Here is an 18,540-nt window from a genome sequence, read left to right as displayed (position 1 = left end):
TCAGCTGCGTTCCCGCGCGCGTCACCGAGACACGTGTTATGCATGCCTGTCGTGGAACATTCCAGACGGTATCCATACGGGATGCAGGATAGGCCGAAAGAAGTGCGGCCCGCCAATGGGCGATGGTATGGGTCGTACCATCACACTAGCTAGGTGTCGATTACCCCCTGCGAGATCATGCGACGGTTAGCTCCATTTCCCTGCTGTCCGGGATGCCAGGTAGTCTACGTAGACACAGGTGGATGGACAGGTACGGTGAACTGGAAGGTAGCGCCGCGGGGAACGTTCGCACTTGCCCCCAATTGGCCTCCATGTGCCTCGATGATCGAGCGGCAGATCGACAGCCCCATCCCCAAACCGGAAGTTTTTGTCGTATAGAACGGCTCAAAGAGACGCTCGATGTTCCCGGGCGCGACACCCGGTCCGGAATCGCACACGGTTACGACAACGGCATCCGGCTCTTTCATGGCGGAGCTGATCGTCAATTCTCGCGGCCCTTCCTCCGACACGCTCATCGCCTCAATGGCATTGATAACAAGGTTTAGTATCACCTGCTGGAGTTGCACCCGGTCGCCCTTGATGAGCGGCAAGTCCTCTGCTAGCCGCATCCGCATAGAGACGCCGTTCCGATTCGCTTCGCTCGACGTTATCGCCGTGACATCGCGAATCGCCTCGTTGATCTGCAGGATCTCATTACATGTCGGGGCCTTTTTCACAAGGCCGTAAATGCCCCGGATAACTTCGCCTGCCCGGGCGCTCTCAGACATAACCAGTTCCAGCATTTCACGTGCCCGGTTTATCGCCGGCCGTTCCTGGTCTAGCCAGCGCAGCGCGGCCCCACCGGATAAATTGATGGCAGCGAGCGGTTGTTTCATCTCGTGGCTGATCGACGCCGCCAGTTGCCCAATGGCCGTGACGCGGTTTGCATGTGCGAGCTCGAGCTGCATCTGGCGTGCCTCCGCTTCCGCCCGTTTGCGCTCGCTCAGATCGAGCACGAACGCGATGCCTTGAGTCCCGCGCTCGTCCAGCATCGCAACGCCGATCAGCACGGGCACGCGGCTGCCGTCCTTCCTGAAATACTCTTTTTCATAGGGCTGCAATGTTCTCGTCGTCTTTAGCTCCGGCATCCATTCTGATCTGTTGCGCTCGAGCCACTCCGGCGGCGACAGGTCGGTCCAGCGCACACGCCCCGACAGTAGGTCGTCACGGTCGTATCCGACGATACGAAGAAACGCGTCATTGGCTTCGAGGATCCGACCTTCGATATCCCCAATGAAGATCCCAACGATGTTGGCATCGACGAGGCGCCGGATTTTCGCCTCGCGTTCTGCAAGGTCGCGGTACAGACGCGCATTTTCCAGCGCCATCGCAGCTTGAGAAGCCAGTACGTTCAGGACCGCAATCCTTGCCGGTGTGAAGGCACTGGCGGTGAGGTGGTTTTCCAGATAAAGCAGTGCAATCAGCCTTCCTTGTTTGACGAGTGGCTGGCAGAGGATCGAGCGCCCCTGCACGCGGGCAATGTACCCGTCGTTGGAGAACGCGCCCCGGGCTGAGGCATCGTCGAGGATGACGCTCTCCTGCGTACGGGCGCAGTACCGGAGAATCGACTCGGGCAGCTCGGCAGTAGAGATCGGCGCCTCGCGGAGCGAGACCGTTACTGAGCCGGCGTCTGTATCGGCCTGCGCCTCGATCCATAGCCCGGCGTCCCGCGGAAGCACGAGCAGCCCGCGTCGCGCACCGGCGTGTTCCACCGCAGTGCGCATCAGCGCTTCGATCAGGTCGTCGAGCACAATTTCGCCCGACACGATCTGTGAGACGCTCAGCACGGTAGCAAGATCCAGTTGCTCTATTGGCGTTCCGGGTGTGGCCGTCTTGCGCGAATGGTCCGCATAGGGCTTGAGATTGGGGTAGCACTGTTCAAGCTGTCGCACCTTGCCATGTGCTCCCCAACGCAGATAAGCGTCATGGGCGTCCTGCAGGTAGACGCTTGCGACTTTCTCAAGACCTCGCGTCGAATAGAAACGCGCAGCAAGTTCGTTGGCAAGCGCCTCGTTGTGCACCAGGCCGTTTGCCTGGGCCGAGCGGATCGCCTGATCGTAATGGGTCAAGGCATCGAGCGTGCGGCCTTCGATCCGGGCGATCTCCGCCCCCACGAGGGCAGCGCGGTTCTCGAAATTCTCCGGGCAAATATCCGCCCAGCTCTCGAGTTGTCTCTGATGGTCAGCAAGCGCTTCAGTGTGAACCTGTCGCTCATCAGTCGTCGCCGTGTCGAAACAGGCCGCGCGAGACAACGCGCCGTAAAAGTGATATTCGGCCATGTCAAAGGTTGGCGACGTCCAAAGCAGCCGTCGCGCCCGCAAGGCGGCATCGAGCGCCGCAGTGTGGTCGCCTGCGAAGAAACGCGCCTGCAGCTTACGGATCCAGTACCGGCACTCGGCAGTGGCCAGATCCGGGTTCTCCGTGAAGCGGCGCTCGATCCGAAGTTCGTCATAACCGGCATCGTCAAAGCGGCCAAACTTTGGCGTAAGCCCCCGCAGCGTCCGTACCAGGCCGAGCTGGGCGTCGATGCGGTCAATGGCAGCACCGAATCGCATCTTCTGCGCAAACGCGAGACCCCGTTCGGCTTCGCCTTGCACCTCCTCTAGCGGATCGCCTGCAGCAAGCAGGTTCGTATTCAGGTGGCTACAACTGTACGCCGCATAAGTGAGGTCCCCGCTCTGGTTGGCCGCCTCGATCGCGCGACGCAACAGTTCACGGCCAGCCCGGACAGGTTGTTTCCACGGCAGGACCATGCTTCCGAAGGTGATGTAGGTCCCGGCCTGGAAGCGCTTTAGCCCGCGCTGCTCGACTAGCTCGTAGCCGAGCCGACCGAATTGATATGCGGTCTGGTAGTCGCCGAGGAAAGGCCCGGCAATCATGCCGAGCAACGCATAGGCCATAGAGGACGCGTCAGCGTTGCCGCGCTCGAGACTTAAATTGGCAGTGCGACTGATGACCAGGCAAAACAAGTTCAGGCTCGTATTAAAGGCCGGCGCCGTGAGCCTGGCCAGCACATCGAGGATCGCGAGGGATGCCGGGTCGCTCACCAAGGGGAGATCGACAAGTGCCTCGAGGGGGCGGTCTCCGAGGGTTGTCCAGATTCGCTGATACTCCCGGCGCGCTTCCTCTTCCGTCGGGTGCGGCGACCACTCGATGCCCAGATTACGGAGGTATCCGAGACCGACGGCGACCGCCCGGCCGCTTTGATCACGGGTCACGTTGAGATCCATGTGCAGACATGCGACGCGCGCTGCTTCCACCAAATCTTTCGTGCGCGTTGCCAGTACCGCCAGACGCTCGTCCGCAGTTGCCAGCGCACCGGTCAGAAATTCGCACTCGGCCCGGTGCAACTCCAGCGCGAAGATCAGCTCCCGCTGGCGATACCAGCCATCATCGCCCACGAGCGTCACGCCGGCACCCAGATACTTGAGCGCCGAGGCGTAGGCGGTTGACGCCTTGGCGCGCCTGCCGGCTATCAGGTTGAACCGGGCGAGCCGGTCCCGCTCGTCGCGTGACGTGATCAGCGGAATCGCGCGATTGAGATGATTGACGATCTCGAAGATTGCTTCGTCGCGCTCCTCAGCCGGCGTGTGCTCCGCCAGCAGTCGGCCGATGCGAAGATGGGCTTCGACCCGCAACGCTTCGGCGATCAGCGAATACGCGGCTTCCTGAATGCGATCGTGGGCGAACCGGTAGCCGGCCGCGCGGCGTTCGACAAGTTCCAGCCGGACGGCGGGCCAGAGCGCCGCATGAACTTGCTCCTCCAACGTCCCGAGCACAAGTGAGAGCGTCGCCGTCCCGGCGCTGTTGCCAAGACACGCCAGCTGCTGCAACGCAAGCTGTGTTTCGTCGGGCAGGCGCGTGAGTTTCGCAACCATGAGGTCGACGACGTTATCGGTATATCCCTTGGCGTGAATGCGGTCGAGATTCCAGCACCAGCGGGCAGCATCGTGGTCAAGGATAAGCATGCCTTCGTCAGCGAGTGACGACAGGAACTGAATCGCAAAAAACGGATTCCCGCCGGTTTTCTGGTGGACCAGTTGCGCGAGCGGTGCGGCGTGTGCGGGCTCGCAGCGAAGTGCGTCCGCAAGCAACTGCCGCAAATGCGCCTGCTCAAGCGGCGCCAGCGCAATCTCGGTGACCTTACCACCGTTAGCCATGATGGCTTCGAGCTTGCGCCTCAGCGGATGATCGGCTGTCACCTCGTTGTCACGATACGCACCGATCAGCATGAGGTGCTGCAGATCGGACCTGGTCAACAGGTCCTCAAGCAGATCGAGCGTGGCGGCGTCGAGCCATTGCAGGTCATCGAGAAAGAGCGCCAGTGGATGGTCTGCGCGGGCGAAGACGCCGATAAAACGCTGGAACACCAGTTGGAAACGTCGTTGCGCCTGCTGCGGCTCGAGCTCCGGGACCGCGGGCGGCTCGCCGATGATGAGCCTCAGTTCGGGCACGACGTCGACCATTAGCCGTGCATTTGGCCCGAGCGCCTCGACAATGGCGTCGCGCCAGGCGGCGAATTCGGCGTCGCGCTTGCCGAGCAGCGGCCGCACGAGGCTCTGAAACGCCTGGGCGAGCGTCGCATAAGGAATGTCGCGCTTGTACTGGTCGAATTTGCCTGCGGCGAAGAGTCCGCGTGGTGGCACCAGCACCCGGTGCAATTCGTTGACAACCGCGGACTTGCCAATGCCCGCATAGCCGGACACCAGCACCAGCTCGGGCACGCCATTCTTGACGATGCGATCGAAGGAGGCCATCAGGGTCTCGATCTCGGTTGCGCGCCCATAGAGCCTCTCGGGAATGAGCAGCCGGTCGGGCGTGTCGTGCTGACCCAGTTCGAAGTCGTCGATGTGACCTCGGGCTTCCCATTCGGCGAGACAGCGCCGCAGATCGCGTTCCACGCCGCCGGCGGTCTGGTAGCGCTCCTCGGCCGTTTTGGCCATCAGCTTCATGATGATGGCCGATACCGGGGCTGGGACGCCTTCCACCCGCTCGTTGGGCGGCACCGGCTTGCGCGCGATGTGGCAGTGCACCCACTCCATCGGATCGGCCGCCGTGAACGGCAGCGAACCGGTGAGCATCTGGTAGAGCGTGACGCCGAGCGCGTAAAGATCGGTACGCGCGTCGATCGAGCGGTTCATGCGCCCGGTCTGTTCGGGGGCCATGTAGGCCAGCGTGCCGGTGAGCGTCTCGGGCGGTTCGGGCGACTGCCGCTCGCGTCGCAGCTGCGAGGTAATGCCAAAGCCGGTCAGCCGCGGCTGACCGTCCGTACAGTTCACGAGGATATGGGCAGGCTTGAGATCCTTATGGACAAGGCCGCGCTGGTGAAGCTTGCCCAGCGCCTCGGCGATGCCAACGGCAAGGCGCACCGCACTGCTCACCGCCATGGGCGCGCCGATCAGCCGCCCGAGCGGCTCACCGCCCGGATCCTCGAGCACCAGCAGCGTCGTACCGCCGTCACAAGCCAGTTCCAGCGGCCGCACTGCCCAAGCGCCATCAAGCTCATCCTTCAGTTCGAATTCGTGTGCGAGCCGATCGAGGCCCGTCGACGAGGGCTGCCCTGCCGCGGGCCGCGCCAGGAGCAGCGTCCCGTCGTCGCCGACGAGCGGCCGTCGTGTCCGGCTGAGGACGCGCTCACCGTCCTCCCACAAAGTGTGGAGACCGTTGCCCATCTCGCCGTGAGCATAGGTAGCATTCATCTGCCGCCCTTTCTGCCGTCCCGTCAGAATACACCCTGCGACTCACATGACACCCGGTTCGTGCGCTGCGCCGGAAAGAAGAGTGCTACGAACACTCCCTTCAGCGTGCATGCTGGACTAAGGTACATAAAGTGAACGCGATAAACACTCGTAGTCACGTAACGTTGCGCAGGCCGTCAAGCCGTTCATGGGCATCGTGCGTACCCGTTCACCGCATGCGTCGCGCACATCCCGGCACGCGAATGTCGCCAGATCACTAGTCAACGCTGCCCACTTGTGTACCTTCCGGCCGGCTTCCGCATTGCAGTACTGCGATTTAGATGTAACTGCATACTTAAAGACGCGGCCTTAAACTTGTTCACACCGCGCGATCTTCCGAGGGGGCCGTATGTCTGCCGTCAAACCTGCCATTGTTTCACGCGAAGCCACCGCGAGCCCTCCGGAATCGATCGTGTATGTTGTGGACGATGAAGACGCGATGCGTAGGAGTCTTAGCGGGCTGCTCGAATCTGTCGGGCTGTCAGTTGAGACATTTGCTTCATCACGGGACTTTATGGCATCCCCGAAGCTGAATGCGCCGAGCTGTCTGATCCTCGATGTTAGACTGCGTTGCGAAAATGGTCTGGAGTTTCAGGACGCGATGGGCCGTCACGGCTTGCGAATGCCCGTTGTTATTATTACCGGTCACGGTGATATTGAAATGTCCGTGAAGGCAATGAAGTCGGGTGCCATGGATTTTTTGACCAAGCCGTTCCGAGACCAGGACGTGCTTGACGCAGTATCGCACGCGCTGACGAAAGATCGGGAACGACTGAACGCCGAACGTTCCGTCGACTTCGTGCGTGCAGAGTACGAAACGCTTACGCCTCGCGAGCGGGAAGTTGCCGGTTTTATTCTCGCTGGGTTGCTGAACAAGCAGATTGCTGCAGAAATGGATGTCAGCGAAGTCACGGTGAAGATGCATCGCGGACAGGTCATGAAAAAATTGTCTGTGCGTTCGGTTGCCGAGCTTGTGGCCAAGCTCGGGGCGTTGGGCATTGACTCACGTACAAAAAAAAACCAGTAATCTTTGGGCAATTGCGGAAGCAGTTGCATCACGCGGGACTATGCTCGCGGCGCGCTGCTAGCTCATGGGTTGCTCTCTGGTCCGCTGCAGCCGTGTCGCAGACGGCGAAGCATGCCTTCTCCGCTGCCCGCGCGTCGCGCTCTGCTTGTCGTCGTGCGCTATCGCGCCATACGTGCGTATGGATCGCCCACGCCTATTCACAAGTGTTTCCATCCGTTCGTAGAATGGTCTTGCGTCTCCATTGCGCGTACCTTGATTTCATGGCGAAGGCTTGGCGCAGTCGCACATGATCCAGAGCCATTGAGATCACATTGCGACAAAGCGGTTCACGGAGACGACGATGTTTAACGTTCTACACCACTGGATTTACGTCGGCTCCAATGCCTATGACGAGTACACATTCGTACCGTGGCTTAACAAGAGCGTGTATCGGCGGACTGTCGATCTGCGTCAAATCTGCCTCCTGTGACCCGCCGAGCACCCGCGCCACTTGTGTCACTCCGGCGGGACCCTATCACGCCAGACATTGAGCTTACCGAACGGCTAGCCCATCCTGTACCTTTGTACTCTTCCCGGACTGGTCTTTAAGGCCTAGGCTAATCATCGTGCCATTGCGTTTTGCCGATTGAGGGCAAGATGAAAGACTCATTTTGTCTGGGGTTCACGTGCACACCGAACCAAAGAGAACTATTGCTGTCGTGGACGATGACACAGCCGTCAGGTTAGCGGTCGCCGGTCTGGTGAGTTCGATGGGCTGGGATGTGCGTCTGTTTGCCTCCGGTTTCGAATGCTTGCGGTCGAACATTATCAGTGACCTGGCATGCCTGATTACAGACGTCAGAATGCCGAATGTAACCGGGGTGGAACTGCACGACCGAATCGTAAGTCAGGGCTTCGTTGTACCCACAATTTTTATCACCGCCTTTCCGACCGCCGATCTCACTGCGAAACTGAACAAGGATGGTGTCATCGCCATCTTTGAAAAACCTGTCGACGCAAACGTACTGGCAGATTGCATCGATGCGAATCTAGGCAAGCCGTAGCAGACGGGATCGGCTCGTGCTTGCGTCCGCGGTGCGGTGCTTGTGCCGGCCCGTCCAAAGCCTCGTTGACTCATCGGCAGCAAGTTGCCGCAGGGCCGTATCGCAGCCGTTGCAATCGCGAACGCGACGAGCTTGAGCATATGGCCGTTGGCGTGTAATACCGCCTGATATGGCGAAAAAATTCACCCATGTGGGAGGACCGCGGTCTGCGGGCGCTCTCCCGGCGCTTGCTCAACCGAGAGCCGCCTTGTATTCGCACCGTCGTCGATTGACAAGCTCGACGTGGCCGTCGGGGAAGGCAGCCCATACGAAAGCCGACGGCAAATACGCCGTGCACAGAACTCGTTCCCCATTGCCCCCCTTATCACGTAATAATCCCCGCTTACATCCCATCTTCGACATACATTGGTCTGGTATGGCCGACACCATCGTCCATTTGAGGTCCACACGCGTTTCGCTTAATTTGTGTCGTGCGGGCCGGCTTCAGGAGCTTTCCATGACGAAGCTGGCACGTCACTTGTTCGTTATATTGTGCTAAGGAGTGCAGTATGAAAACGATGATCTCGGCGGGCATTCTATTCGCTCTGATCGGATCGGCTGTAGTCAACTACGCGTCGGCACAGGAAGCGACCCGGGCTGAAGTTCGCCAGGAGTTGGTCCAGGCGCAGGGCAATGATTCCCCCAACATTACAGATACCTCCGATCCTGCGACCGATCCGATCTCCACTAAGCAGGTTGCCCAACTCCAGACCCGAAGCAACAGTAGCAGCGGTGCCAACATGTCTAGCGTGCGAGAGACCACCCATCACACGGATTGCGTCGGTCCAGCGTCCTTCTGCTCGATCTATTTCGGCAGCTGATGAACACTCATTCCGAACTGCCGTCGCAGAAAGATGAGCCGAGAGCGGATACCACTGAGTTGTTCTTATCGAGGATAGGAATATGAAAGTAGCGTTGTTTGTCCCCTGTTTCATCGATGCGTTCTTTCCCGATGTCGGCGTGGCCACCTTGGAGTTGCTCGAACGGATCGGCTGTACCGTCGATTACCCGCTTGACCAGACTTGCTGCGGCCAGCCGATGGGAAATAGCGGGTGCGAAAAGGATGCCGTGGCGACAGAGGAGCTGTTCCTCAGGAATTTCGCAGGCTATGACTACATCGTGGCGCCAAGCGGGAGCTGCGTGCATCACGTGCGCGATCACATGACCGCTGCGGCGCAAACGCCCGAGGCTCGTTCAGTGAGGGCGAACACCTATGAGCTCGTTGAGTTTCTGCACGATGTGCTCAAGGTCGAGGAATTCCCATGGGCGGAGTTCCCGCATAAGGTCGGCCTGCATAACAGCTGCGGAACACTACGCGCATTGCGTACCGCGAAGATGTCCGAAATCGAAGAGCCGTTTTTTTCCAAGCCGCTCGCGCTGTTGAAGAAGGTCAAGGGTATCGAGTTCATCACACCGGACCGTCCCGATGAATGCTGTGGTTTCGGCGGCACGTTCTGTGTAACGGAAGAACCGGTTTCCGCAAAGATGGGAATCGACAAGGTACGGGACCACAAGCGCAACGGAGCCGAATATATCGTCTCAGCGGACTCTTCTTGCATCATGCATCAGAAAGGCTGCGCTGACCGACTCGAACTAGGAATGAAGTTCATCCATATTGCACAGATTCTGAATGGAGCACGGGCATGAAGCGGGTAGATCACGCCGGCTATTCAAAACATTTCATAGCCGACGAAAAACACATTGAATTCCACGACAAGCGCCTTTGGCAGCTGAGAACGTCACGCGACAAGGAGGTGCACGGCATAGCCGAATGGGAGGAACTGCGCGGACTGGCGTCAGCGATCAAGGAACATACACTGACCAATCTGGCCGACTATCTCGAAGAGTTCGAACGGAATGCGACGGCCAACGGTGTGGTCGTTCACTGGGCGAAGGACGCCGAAGAGCACAACCGGATCGTGTTGGATATTCTCAGCAAGCGCGACGCGAAGCTGCTGGTGAAGAGCAAGTCGATGCTGACCGAGGAGTGCGAGATGCGTCCGTACCTCGAAGATCGCGGCATCACCGTCGTCGAGACCGATCTCGGCGAACGGATTCAGCAACTCGATAACCAGATGCCCTCGCATGTCGTCGTGCCAGCCGTTCACAAGCTCGCGACGGACGTGGCGACGATCTTCGCGGAAAAGCTCGGGACCGATCCGGACGAAAAGGACATTCCGGCGCTCGCCGAGGCACAGCGGCAGGCGACCCGTCCGCTGATTCTCAACGCAGACGCCGGTATGACGGGCTGTAACTTCGCAGTGGCCGAGACTGGCGGCATCACCGTGTGCACGAACGAAGGGAACGCGGACTTGAGTTCGAACGTGCCGTCGCTGCATATCGCATCCATCGGGATCGAAAAGGTGATTCCGAAACTCGAGCACCTGGGTGTCTTTATCCGCATGCTATCGCGCAGTGCGCTCGGTTCACCGATTACGCAGTACACGTCGCACTTTCGCGCTCCGCGTAAAGGTGGCGAGATGCATTTCATTCTCGTGGACAACGGCCGTTCCGAACGGCTGGCAATGGAGGACTTCTGGTATTCGCTTAAGTGCATCCGCTGTGGCGCGTGCATGAATACCTGTCCGGTGTATCGCCGCAGCAGCGGGCTGAGCTACGGTGGGGTGTATTCAGGTCCGATCGGCGCGATCATCAACCCGACCTTCAACCTGCATAAGTACAGTTCGCTTCCTTTTGCCTCGACCATGAATGGCAGTTGCACCAACGTGTGCCCCGTCAAGATCAATATTCACGAGCAGATCTACAAATGGCGGCAGATCATCGCCGAGAAGCACGAATTGCCGTTCGTGAAGAAGGAGGCAATGAAGGTAGCAGGACAGGTGCTCTCTCATCCCAAAGTGTTTCGAATCGCGATCAAGTCAGCCGACAAGGCTGTTTCGACGCTGCCGCGAGCGGTGCTCTACAACCCGTTGAACGTCTGGGGAAAGCAGCGCGAGGTGCCAGACGCACCGAAAGAAACTTTCCGTGACTGGTATCTGAAAAGGAGCAAGAAATGAGCAGCCGAGATTTGATTCTGTCTCACTTGCGTGAGGTTCAACCCGCGTCTCGTGCTCTACCGCAGGTGCCGATGTTCGATCAAGGACTGCCGTCTGCCGTTGAAGCGTTCAAGACGTCGCTTGCACGTCTGGGTGGCATTTGGTGTGAGCCACCGGACGATGGCAATGTCGAAGGTTTCATTCTGACGCGTTTCCCCGATGCATTGGTGATCTGCTCGGCCGTACCCGAAGTGAAGGGTACGCGCCCCATGGAAGAGATCGCGAAGCCGCAAGATCTGCACGATGTCGATGTGGGCGTGGTGAGACCTGCTTTCGCGGTGGCCGAGACAGGTTCTATCTGGATGAGCGAGAAGGAATATCAGGTCAATGCACTCGGCTATCTGTCGCAGCATCTCGTTGCATTACTCGATCCGCGCGATATCGTCGGGAACCTGCATCATGCCTATCATCGAAGTGAGTTTCACGATGCACGGTACTCGGTTCTGATGAGCGGACCGTCGGCGACGGCGGATATCGAAGGCGTGCTGATTCGGGGTGCGCAAGGAATTCGGTCTCTGACTGTCGTGCCGGTACTGAGAGCAGGGTTCCCGCGCCAGGCGGCGAGCGAGGAGGGCGCGCTGTGCGGTGCGTCCGCGGATCGCGAAAACCGGCGCTGAAGCGAGCAGCGACGATCACGGGCACTGCGCGGCACTTGAGAGCAGCGTACCCTGCGCATTGGTATCGGTGACGTCCGATGTGGATCGGCGAAGAGAGTGGCTTAGCTGTCGGAGGTGGCGCGGCGGTGGTGACTGAGATCCGCGCCTCCTTGCGAAACGGAAAGATCGCAAGGCGTATTCGTGCACAAGGGGCATGGAGTTTTCGCTAATCAGATCGCGTCTGCCTCACACGAAGGGAAAATCTGGAGGTGATTGCCATGAAATTGCTGATCTAAGCGATTATCGTTGCGGATGTCGTTGTCGCGCCAATTGCAGAGCAGGTTCCTCTGTTATCCGACCCTTCGGCCGTGACGACTGCGGCGAATTGAACGACCATTAATTTCGTGGGACCAGCCATTCGAGGCATCGCTGGATCGAACGACGGCTGTGGGTCGAGGCTGTGTGGAAACGCGAAACATGGAGTCCGCGGGCGCATATTCCATGCTGCCTTCTCGCAGCCCATCGGTAGACCAGGAATGCTGGCGTAATTTCGATGCCTCGGTGCAGACTACGCCAGTTTATATGAGGAACCCTGGGTGCTGCACGCACCCGCCAGCCTCATGGCCTTCAAGCGTTTGCCGTTCCCGAATCGCATAGGCCCGTGCGTTACGGGCACTCGGCGCGCGGCACATTGCTCCGCCGCACGCCGGAAGGGCACGTCAAATTGTTGTAATGCTTGGGCTATCGCTGCGTTCAGGGCGGGTTCTTGGACTGGTCGTGTTGCATCTCCTGCATCTCTCGCTAGTTCAAGGAGCAGCCATTTCCTTTCCTTCTTTTCGTTCGTCGGCCGCGCACGCGTATTTGCGTTGCAAATCCCTGACCCGGCGTGTCACGGTCGCGGCGTCAGCTTTTGTGCACTACCTCAAACGAATATCCATCGGGATCGAATACATCGGCGGCATAGTAGCCTGGATAGTATTCCAGCCGGAAGCGGGGCGAGATATTGTTCGTCGCGCCGGCTGTAATGGCAGCGTTGTAGAACGCATCGACCGTCTGTTGATCGGGCGCCATGAAACCCCAATGGGTCGCCGCGGGATTCGGTGCTCCCTGCTTCAACCAGAAACAAGCGCTCTGGCCGTCGCCGAATCCCCATAGATCCGGATGGCCGTTTTTGCCTTTGTAGGGCATGACACAACGGATGCCGAGCGGTTCGAGGGCGGCTTCATAAAACGCGAGCGAGCGTTCTACGTCGCTAACGGTCAGGATAATGTGATCGAGCATGGGTTCTGTTCTCCATTGAAATCGGCAGTCGATCATAAGCGCCTGTGCTGACAGTTCCTGTCAGGAGGGGGATTTTCCGCTGGCTAGTGCTTGCTGTCGACGGCTACAATCTCGGGGCGCTGCCGGACCATTTGCCAGCCGTTTGGGAGAGGAGGCCTTGCATGTCACGTTCGGGGCGGTTGCTGCGCCTGATAGAGTTCCTGCGCACGAGGCGGCGTCCGGTAACGGCCGCCCGGCTCGCGGACGAGCTCGCTGTTTCGGAACGGACGATCTATCGCGACGTGGCGGAGTTGATGGCGCAGGGTGTACCCGTCGAAGGCAGTGCGGGTGTCGGTTATCTGCTGAAACCCGGCTATTTCCTTCCGCCGCTGATGTTCGCGCGCGAGGAGCTCGAGGCGATCATGCTGGGTCTGCGCTACGTCGATCAGCGCGGCGATGACGTGCTGAGAACGGCTGCCAAAGCAGCGAAGGAGAAAATTAGCGCCGTCTTGCCGCCGGATGCGGCTGTGACGCTCGATCTGCCGCTGGCACTGCCTGGGCCGTCGGCAACGTCCTTTCCCGACAATGTGGTTGAGCTCGACCGTCTGCGTACGGCAATCCGGGCGCAACACCGCCTGGAGATCGTCTATGCCGATGCAGCCGGGCGTCGCTCGCAACGCGTGGTCTGGCCCGTACAGATCGGCTTCATGGATAGCGCCCGCGTGCTTGCCGCCTGGTGTGAACTACGAGGCGCCTTTCGCACATTCCGGACCGACCGGATTCTTTCGGTAGTCGAGGGCTCGCGCTATCCGGCTCGGCGTGCGGAATTGATAGCCGGATTGCACGAGCATCTGGCGCGTTCTACCTACGAGCAGGATGCTGACAGAGCTTGACAGCCGAAGGAATGGAGGAGACGAGCTGATGACGGCGCTACGGAATACGTTTCAATGATTTACTTAGGATCACTACGTGATTTAACATAACGCAAATTTTACATAAAAACAATGATCGCATTTTTGTTTTGATTCGTATTCCTATATATTTCATATCGGTGCGATGCCAGTTACGAGGCTTCGGGCATATCACCCGTAGCGCCACCGCATGCAAACCACCATGCGACACGACGTCATCGAACGCATCGGTCATGGATGGCGTGTCACCTTGCTGGTCACATGGCGCCAGACGCCTGGCATCAGTTGGGCGCGGCTCGCCGTGTCTGTCAAAATAGCGGTATCCGTTCGCCAGCTGCTGCGCACCCCAATGCGCCTTCGTGGGTCGCATGTTGCCGGCAACGTCCGATCAATAATGTCGAAAACGGCAACCGGAAATCAACATCCTGGCGATCGCAGGGAAAACGTTACAGCAGGCACGACATGGCACACGAGCGTTGCGAACAATGCGGCAACCAGACGCCACCCTGGGACACCATCCACTGCGGTTCTGGCGATGGCCACTATGAGTTACTCTGCACTTCGTGCTTCAATGCCAGGATTGCCGAGTCCGCCGGATTCACCGATTTCGAGAACGTTCGGCTTGACCCCATCCAGCTGATTGATTGCGAGGGGGATGCCCACCAGTTCCATTTCCAGCTCCGGCTCCTGGGCGCCCGGATTGCGCTGGATGGCTTCGAGCTTCAAGGTGAGCTTCCCGCCGGTTACCGGTTCCAGCTGATCGGCGAAGCTGACGACGATGTATTCGTGCTACTCGGGCGCCTCATCGAGAAGATTCGTCGCGCGCTGTCGTTCAGGCACGTCGATTTTCGTGAGCGCCGGATCATCGACAGCATGGTGCGCGGGCGTATCGAATGGGACGAATCCCAGCCAGGCCACCTGCCACTCGTGGTCGTCGACGGCAAGGAGGTCTTATGGGACGATCTTGGGCGAATGCTCATGAGCATGGAAGGATGGCAGTTCCGGCTCGAGATCGCTGACCCGAGCGACGAGCTTTGAGTCGTGGTGCCGATGCGTTAAACGGGCGGCCGTCACTGGCCCGAGCCGGTTTGCGAACCGGCGCCTCGAACGGTTATCACCCAGGCCGGAGGAGAGCCATGGTCGCAGTGAGGCACGACAATCTTTCCATGGCGTTCGACTTTGTCAGCTGCGCGGCGCCGATGGAACATAGCGCGTATATCTCGCTCGATACGGGCAAAGTCTGGTGGACTTCCGATTCCAGCGAGGCGTTCGACGAGGAGATACCTGATGACCTCGAAACCTCTGACCGCTACCTTGCGATACCGCACAAGAGCGAGCTTGATCTCGGAAGCCATCTCGCCTTGCGCTTTGTCGCACAGACGTTGCCTGCATGTTACGAGCAGGTCGAAGAATTTTTCCGGAGACGAGGGGCCTATGCGCGTTTCAAGGGCCTGCTGGAACGTGAAGGCGTCCTCGAGCGCTGGTATTCGTTTGAAACCGATGCTGTCGAAAGGGCGCTGAGATCCTATGTAGCGAGGACCTGAACACGCTGACGCCTAAAATCAGCGTGCTGAGGTTTGGCTCTCTAGGAGAACATCATGCGTATCGATCAGGCATACACGGATAATGGTGACGGACTGGTGCTGGCAGTGTCGCTGGAACTGGCAGCAGCCAAATGGAAAGTCGCGCTCCACGACGGGCGGCGCGAGAAGCCAGCCGTGCACACGGTCGCGCAACCGCAGGCTGCGGCGCGCCTGCAGGAGGTGCTGGACCTGATCGAGGCGCACAAGCAAAAGTGGTTACTGCCGGCAGACGTACGAATCGCCGTGAGCTATGAGGCTGGTCAGGACGCCTTCTGGATCTGTCGCGCGTTACAGACCCGGCATATCGCCTGCTACGTTGTCGACCCAGCCAGCATTCCGGTCGAACGCCAGAAGCGGCGTGCGAAGACCGACCGGCTTGATGCCATCAAGCTGGTCGTCAACCTGCGCGCGTGGCTCCGCGGCGAGCGCGACCGCATGCATGTGGTGCACATGCCTTCGCCGCAGGACGAAGCGTCTCGGCACCTGATACGCGATCGCGGCCAGCTGCAGAAGGAAGTGCTGCAACATCGCGACCGCATGCGCAAGCTGCTGGTTACGCTCGGTTGCTGGGATGAAGTCGGTCACAGGCATTTCGCCGACCGGCTTGCCCGCGAGGAGGTGAAGTGCCATGACGGCGCACCGCTGCCGCCCGAAGTGCGGGAGCGGCTGCTGCGCGAATGCGAACGACTGTCGCTGGCGCAGAAGCAGCTCGCTGCGCTCGAGACGACACGGCAGGCAAGCCTTCCCGCACCGGCGCGCCAGCGGTGCGATGACCTCGCGCGCCTCAAAGGGATTGGTGAAGTGGGCGCGTCACGCCTCGTGCTTGAACTGTTCTGGAGAGGGTTCAGCAACCGCCGCCAGGTGGGTGCCTGTACGGGGCTGGTGCCCCAGCCCTACGACAGTGGCGAGAGCCAGGTTGACCAGGGAATCAGCAAGCAGGGCAACCGGAGAGTGCGCGCGTTACTCATCGAGATGGCGTGGTGCTGGCTTCGCTTCCAGCCCGACAGCGCGCTCACGCGTTGGTTCAACGAGCGCACTCAGGGCACGGGACCAAACCGCCGCGCACGGCGCATCGCGATCGTCGCAATCGCGCGGCGCCTCGCGATTGCGCTATGGCGTTATCTGAAAGACGGCGTCATTCCCGAAGGCGCAGAGCTGAAGTCGACGTAATCCTTCAGGTTTAGCAGGCAAGAGGTTTATTTGCGTCAGTCGTACGTAGAAGAAACAGTCTGAATTGGACATGCCCGAACCATTGCCAGGTTGCTGATACAACCGATGTCTGAGATGGGGCATGTTCCCGGTAAACGATTCCGGCGTAACGCGCATGCAGGATGAGGCCGGTCACCGCGCCGGCGGATAGAAGGCAGTGGGACACTGGGTCTCACGAGCGCAACGATTCGGGCTTCGAACGAAAAAATTCCTCTGGCAACAGGGGTATCACCTTTCTGTTAAGACGCCTGGAGGAACATGGCGGAAATTCACAATCCAGTCAAAAATGACCTTGACAACATTTTTCTCATAGAAGGCAATGGTGTGCCGAGAACGGGCTGGAGCTTGTTGAGACCTGACGGGCGCTGTGGGATTTCGCCACGCCAGATGTGCTGAATCCGCGTCCGGCGCGGGGCCGCTCGATCGGCTGCGGGTCATGCGAAAATCAGCGACCCGACATCGTCTGGAGCAACCGCACATGAGGTCCGGTATCGCGTGAAGAGGAGCTTTAGTCCAACAGGAGAGCAGCAGGCCGTGATCGCGGCGGCGCGTGGGGCCGGGAACCTGAAGGTCAAGGCCTTCGCTGGCGCGGGCAAGACTTCCACACTCCAGCTCGTGGCCGAGCACTTCGGCCAGCGGCGCGGCATGTATCTCGCGTTCAACCGGGAAATCGCGGCAAGCGCCGCCCGGCGCTTTCCACCTCACGTCGGCGCACGGACGATGCATTCGCTGGCGTGGGCCTGCGCCAAGCCGTCGCTCAGAAGCCGGATGAGCCTTCAGGGCGAGCCGCCGCACGAACTTGCCGCACGCTACGGGCTTGGCCCGCTTGAAGTGCGGACGGTGACGGGTAAGGCCGTCGAGATTGCCCCGTTCGAGATCGGGCGGATGATTGCCGATGGGCGGGACAGGTTCTGCCGGTCCGCGGATGCCCAGCCGGCAGTGCAGCACGTTGTCGTCGATGAAAAGATCGACGAAGCGATGGCCGCGCAACTGCGCACCTACCTGCTGCCTTACGTCGGGCGGCTCTGGGAGGAGGGCGCAGCTGCGCGCGCCGCGAGCGCCATTTCGCCTGACGTGCTCCTGAAGCTCTGGGCATTCTCACAGCCTAGCATCGAAGCCGACTACATCCTGTTCGACGAGGCGCAGGACAGCGACGGTGTCATGCTTTCGGTCCTTGACCGGCAGCGCCACGCGCAGATCATCTATGTGGGCGACCCTTACCAGCAGATCTACGAGTGGCGCGGCGCGGTCAATGCGATGGCGCAGATCGACGCGCCCGAATGCGCGCTCACGGAATCGTTCCGCTTTGGTGCGACGTTCGCGGCGCTTGCCAGCCGCCTGCTCGCACTGCTCGGTGAGCGCACGCCCGTCCGGGGGCAGGAAGCCATCGGCTCGATCATGGTGGAGGATCCCGCGCTCGCGCCGCCGGTCGACGCGATCCTGTGCCGGAAGAACGTCACGGCGCTCTGGCAGTTCGCCGCCGGACTCGAGGCGGGGCACCGACCGGCGATCCGGATGAGTCCCGCCGAGATTCTCGCTTACGCTGACGGCGCTGACCGCTTGCTGGCCGGCCAGCGCGCGTTCCGTCCGGCGGCGTTTTCGCTGTTCGAGACATGGAGCGACGCACAGGCGTTTGCGCGCAGTGCATTTGGTCAGGACCTGCTGCCGGTTGTGCGCATCGTCGACGAGCTGGGGATCGGCTACCTGCGGGCCCTGGCGCAGCGTTCGGCGGCGGAGGGCGCCGCCGACTATGTGATCTCAACCGTCCACCGTGCCAAGGGTCTCGAGTGGAAGCGGGTCAAGGTTGCCAACGATTTCCGCCTGCGCGGGGCCGACGGAAGCCAGATGCCGGACGACGATGAGCTCCGCCTCCTCTATGTGGCCGTGACCCGGGCGCAGCATGTCCTGGATATCTCGGAATTGCGAGACGAACTGCTGCGGCTTCTCAGTCTCCGGCGCCAGGACCGGTCAGCATAATAAGTCATCAAATGGGAGAAACTTGATTCCCGTTTGAGATTAATCTAGAATGGGAGTCATGA

General features: G+C 60.0%; 14 protein-coding genes. 12 read left to right on the top strand and 2 right to left on the bottom strand.

Annotated elements, in window-relative coordinates:
- Positions 1 to 224 precede the first annotated feature (224 nt).
- Positions 225 to 5,738: a trifunctional serine/threonine-protein kinase/ATP-binding protein/sensor histidine kinase gene (locus E1N52_RS32090; protein ID WP_246089305.1), complete on the bottom strand. Its 5,514-nt coding sequence runs from the start codon at positions 5,736 to 5,738 to the stop codon at positions 225 to 227.
- 388 nt (positions 5,739 to 6,126) lie between these two features.
- Here E1N52_RS32090 and E1N52_RS32085 point away from each other — a divergent pair, with 388 nt between their 5' ends.
- The 7 genes from E1N52_RS32085 (at position 6,127) to E1N52_RS32060 (ending at position 11,559) form a co-directional block, all read left to right on the top strand.
- Positions 6,127 to 6,804, top strand: coding sequence for a response regulator transcription factor (locus E1N52_RS32085; protein WP_133187448.1), 678 nt, complete (start codon positions 6,127 to 6,129; stop codon positions 6,802 to 6,804).
- Positions 6,805 to 7,144: 340 nt separating this feature from the next.
- Positions 7,145 to 7,273, top strand: a complete 129-nt coding sequence (locus E1N52_RS45355) for a hypothetical protein (RefSeq protein WP_281282786.1) — start codon at positions 7,145 to 7,147, stop codon at positions 7,271 to 7,273.
- Positions 7,274 to 7,469: 196 nt separating this feature from the next.
- A complete protein-coding gene (locus E1N52_RS32080; protein ID WP_165979487.1) occupies positions 7,470 to 7,847 on the top strand; it encodes a response regulator transcription factor in 378 nt (125 codons plus the stop codon).
- A 548-nt stretch (positions 7,848 to 8,395) separates the two neighbouring features.
- On the top strand, positions 8,396 to 8,707 hold the full coding sequence (locus E1N52_RS32075; protein ID WP_133187444.1) for a DUF4148 domain-containing protein: 312 nt from the start codon (positions 8,396 to 8,398) through the stop codon (positions 8,705 to 8,707).
- 82 nt (positions 8,708 to 8,789) lie between these two features.
- Entirely contained in the window at positions 8,790 to 9,533 is a 744-nt protein-coding gene (locus E1N52_RS32070; RefSeq protein ID WP_133187442.1) for a (Fe-S)-binding protein, read from the top strand.
- Complete coding sequence (locus tag E1N52_RS32065) at positions 9,530 to 10,903, top strand: lactate utilization protein B (protein ID WP_133187441.1); 1,374 nt, start codon at positions 9,530 to 9,532, stop codon at positions 10,901 to 10,903. Before E1N52_RS32070 ends, E1N52_RS32065 begins: the two co-directional genes overlap by 4 nt.
- Positions 10,900 to 11,559, top strand: coding sequence for a LutC/YkgG family protein (locus E1N52_RS32060; RefSeq protein ID WP_133187439.1), 660 nt, complete (start codon positions 10,900 to 10,902; stop codon positions 11,557 to 11,559). Before E1N52_RS32065 ends, E1N52_RS32060 begins: the two co-directional genes overlap by 4 nt.
- A gap of 882 nt (positions 11,560 to 12,441) precedes the next feature.
- Here E1N52_RS32060 and E1N52_RS32055 read toward each other — a convergent pair.
- Entirely contained in the window at positions 12,442 to 12,819 is a 378-nt protein-coding gene (locus E1N52_RS32055) for a VOC family protein (RefSeq protein WP_133187437.1), read from the bottom strand.
- A gap of 161 nt (positions 12,820 to 12,980) precedes the next feature.
- On the opposite strand from E1N52_RS32055, the gene E1N52_RS32050 reads away from it, so the two are divergent.
- The 5 genes from E1N52_RS32050 to E1N52_RS32030 all read left to right on the top strand — a co-directional run bounded on the left by E1N52_RS32050 (position 12,981) and on the right by E1N52_RS32030 (position 18,478).
- Positions 12,981 to 13,691, top strand: coding sequence for a helix-turn-helix transcriptional regulator (locus E1N52_RS32050; protein WP_133187435.1), 711 nt, complete (start codon positions 12,981 to 12,983; stop codon positions 13,689 to 13,691).
- A gap of 480 nt (positions 13,692 to 14,171) precedes the next feature.
- The gene (locus E1N52_RS32045; RefSeq protein WP_133187433.1) at positions 14,172 to 14,747 is read left to right on the top strand and encodes a DUF7713 domain-containing protein; all 576 of its coding nucleotides are present in this window, start codon (positions 14,172 to 14,174) and stop codon (positions 14,745 to 14,747) included.
- 98 nt (positions 14,748 to 14,845) lie between these two features.
- Complete coding sequence (locus E1N52_RS32040; RefSeq protein ID WP_133187431.1) at positions 14,846 to 15,253, top strand: hypothetical protein; 408 nt, start codon at positions 14,846 to 14,848, stop codon at positions 15,251 to 15,253.
- Between the two features lie 54 nt (positions 15,254 to 15,307).
- Complete coding sequence (locus tag E1N52_RS32035; protein ID WP_133187429.1) at positions 15,308 to 16,462, top strand: IS110 family RNA-guided transposase; 1,155 nt, start codon at positions 15,308 to 15,310, stop codon at positions 16,460 to 16,462.
- Positions 16,463 to 16,996: 534 nt separating this feature from the next.
- Positions 16,997 to 18,478, top strand: coding sequence for a UvrD-helicase domain-containing protein (locus E1N52_RS32030; RefSeq protein ID WP_133187426.1), 1,482 nt, complete (start codon positions 16,997 to 16,999; stop codon positions 18,476 to 18,478).
- Positions 18,479 to 18,540: the final 62 nt, after the last annotated feature.

This window comes from Paraburkholderia guartelaensis (genome assembly GCF_004353905.1).
GTDB classification, from domain to species: Bacteria; Pseudomonadota; Gammaproteobacteria; order Burkholderiales; family Burkholderiaceae; genus Paraburkholderia; species Paraburkholderia guartelaensis.
Note: the sequence above shows the minus strand (reverse complement) of the source record. Positions and strands in the feature narration are given on the sequence as shown.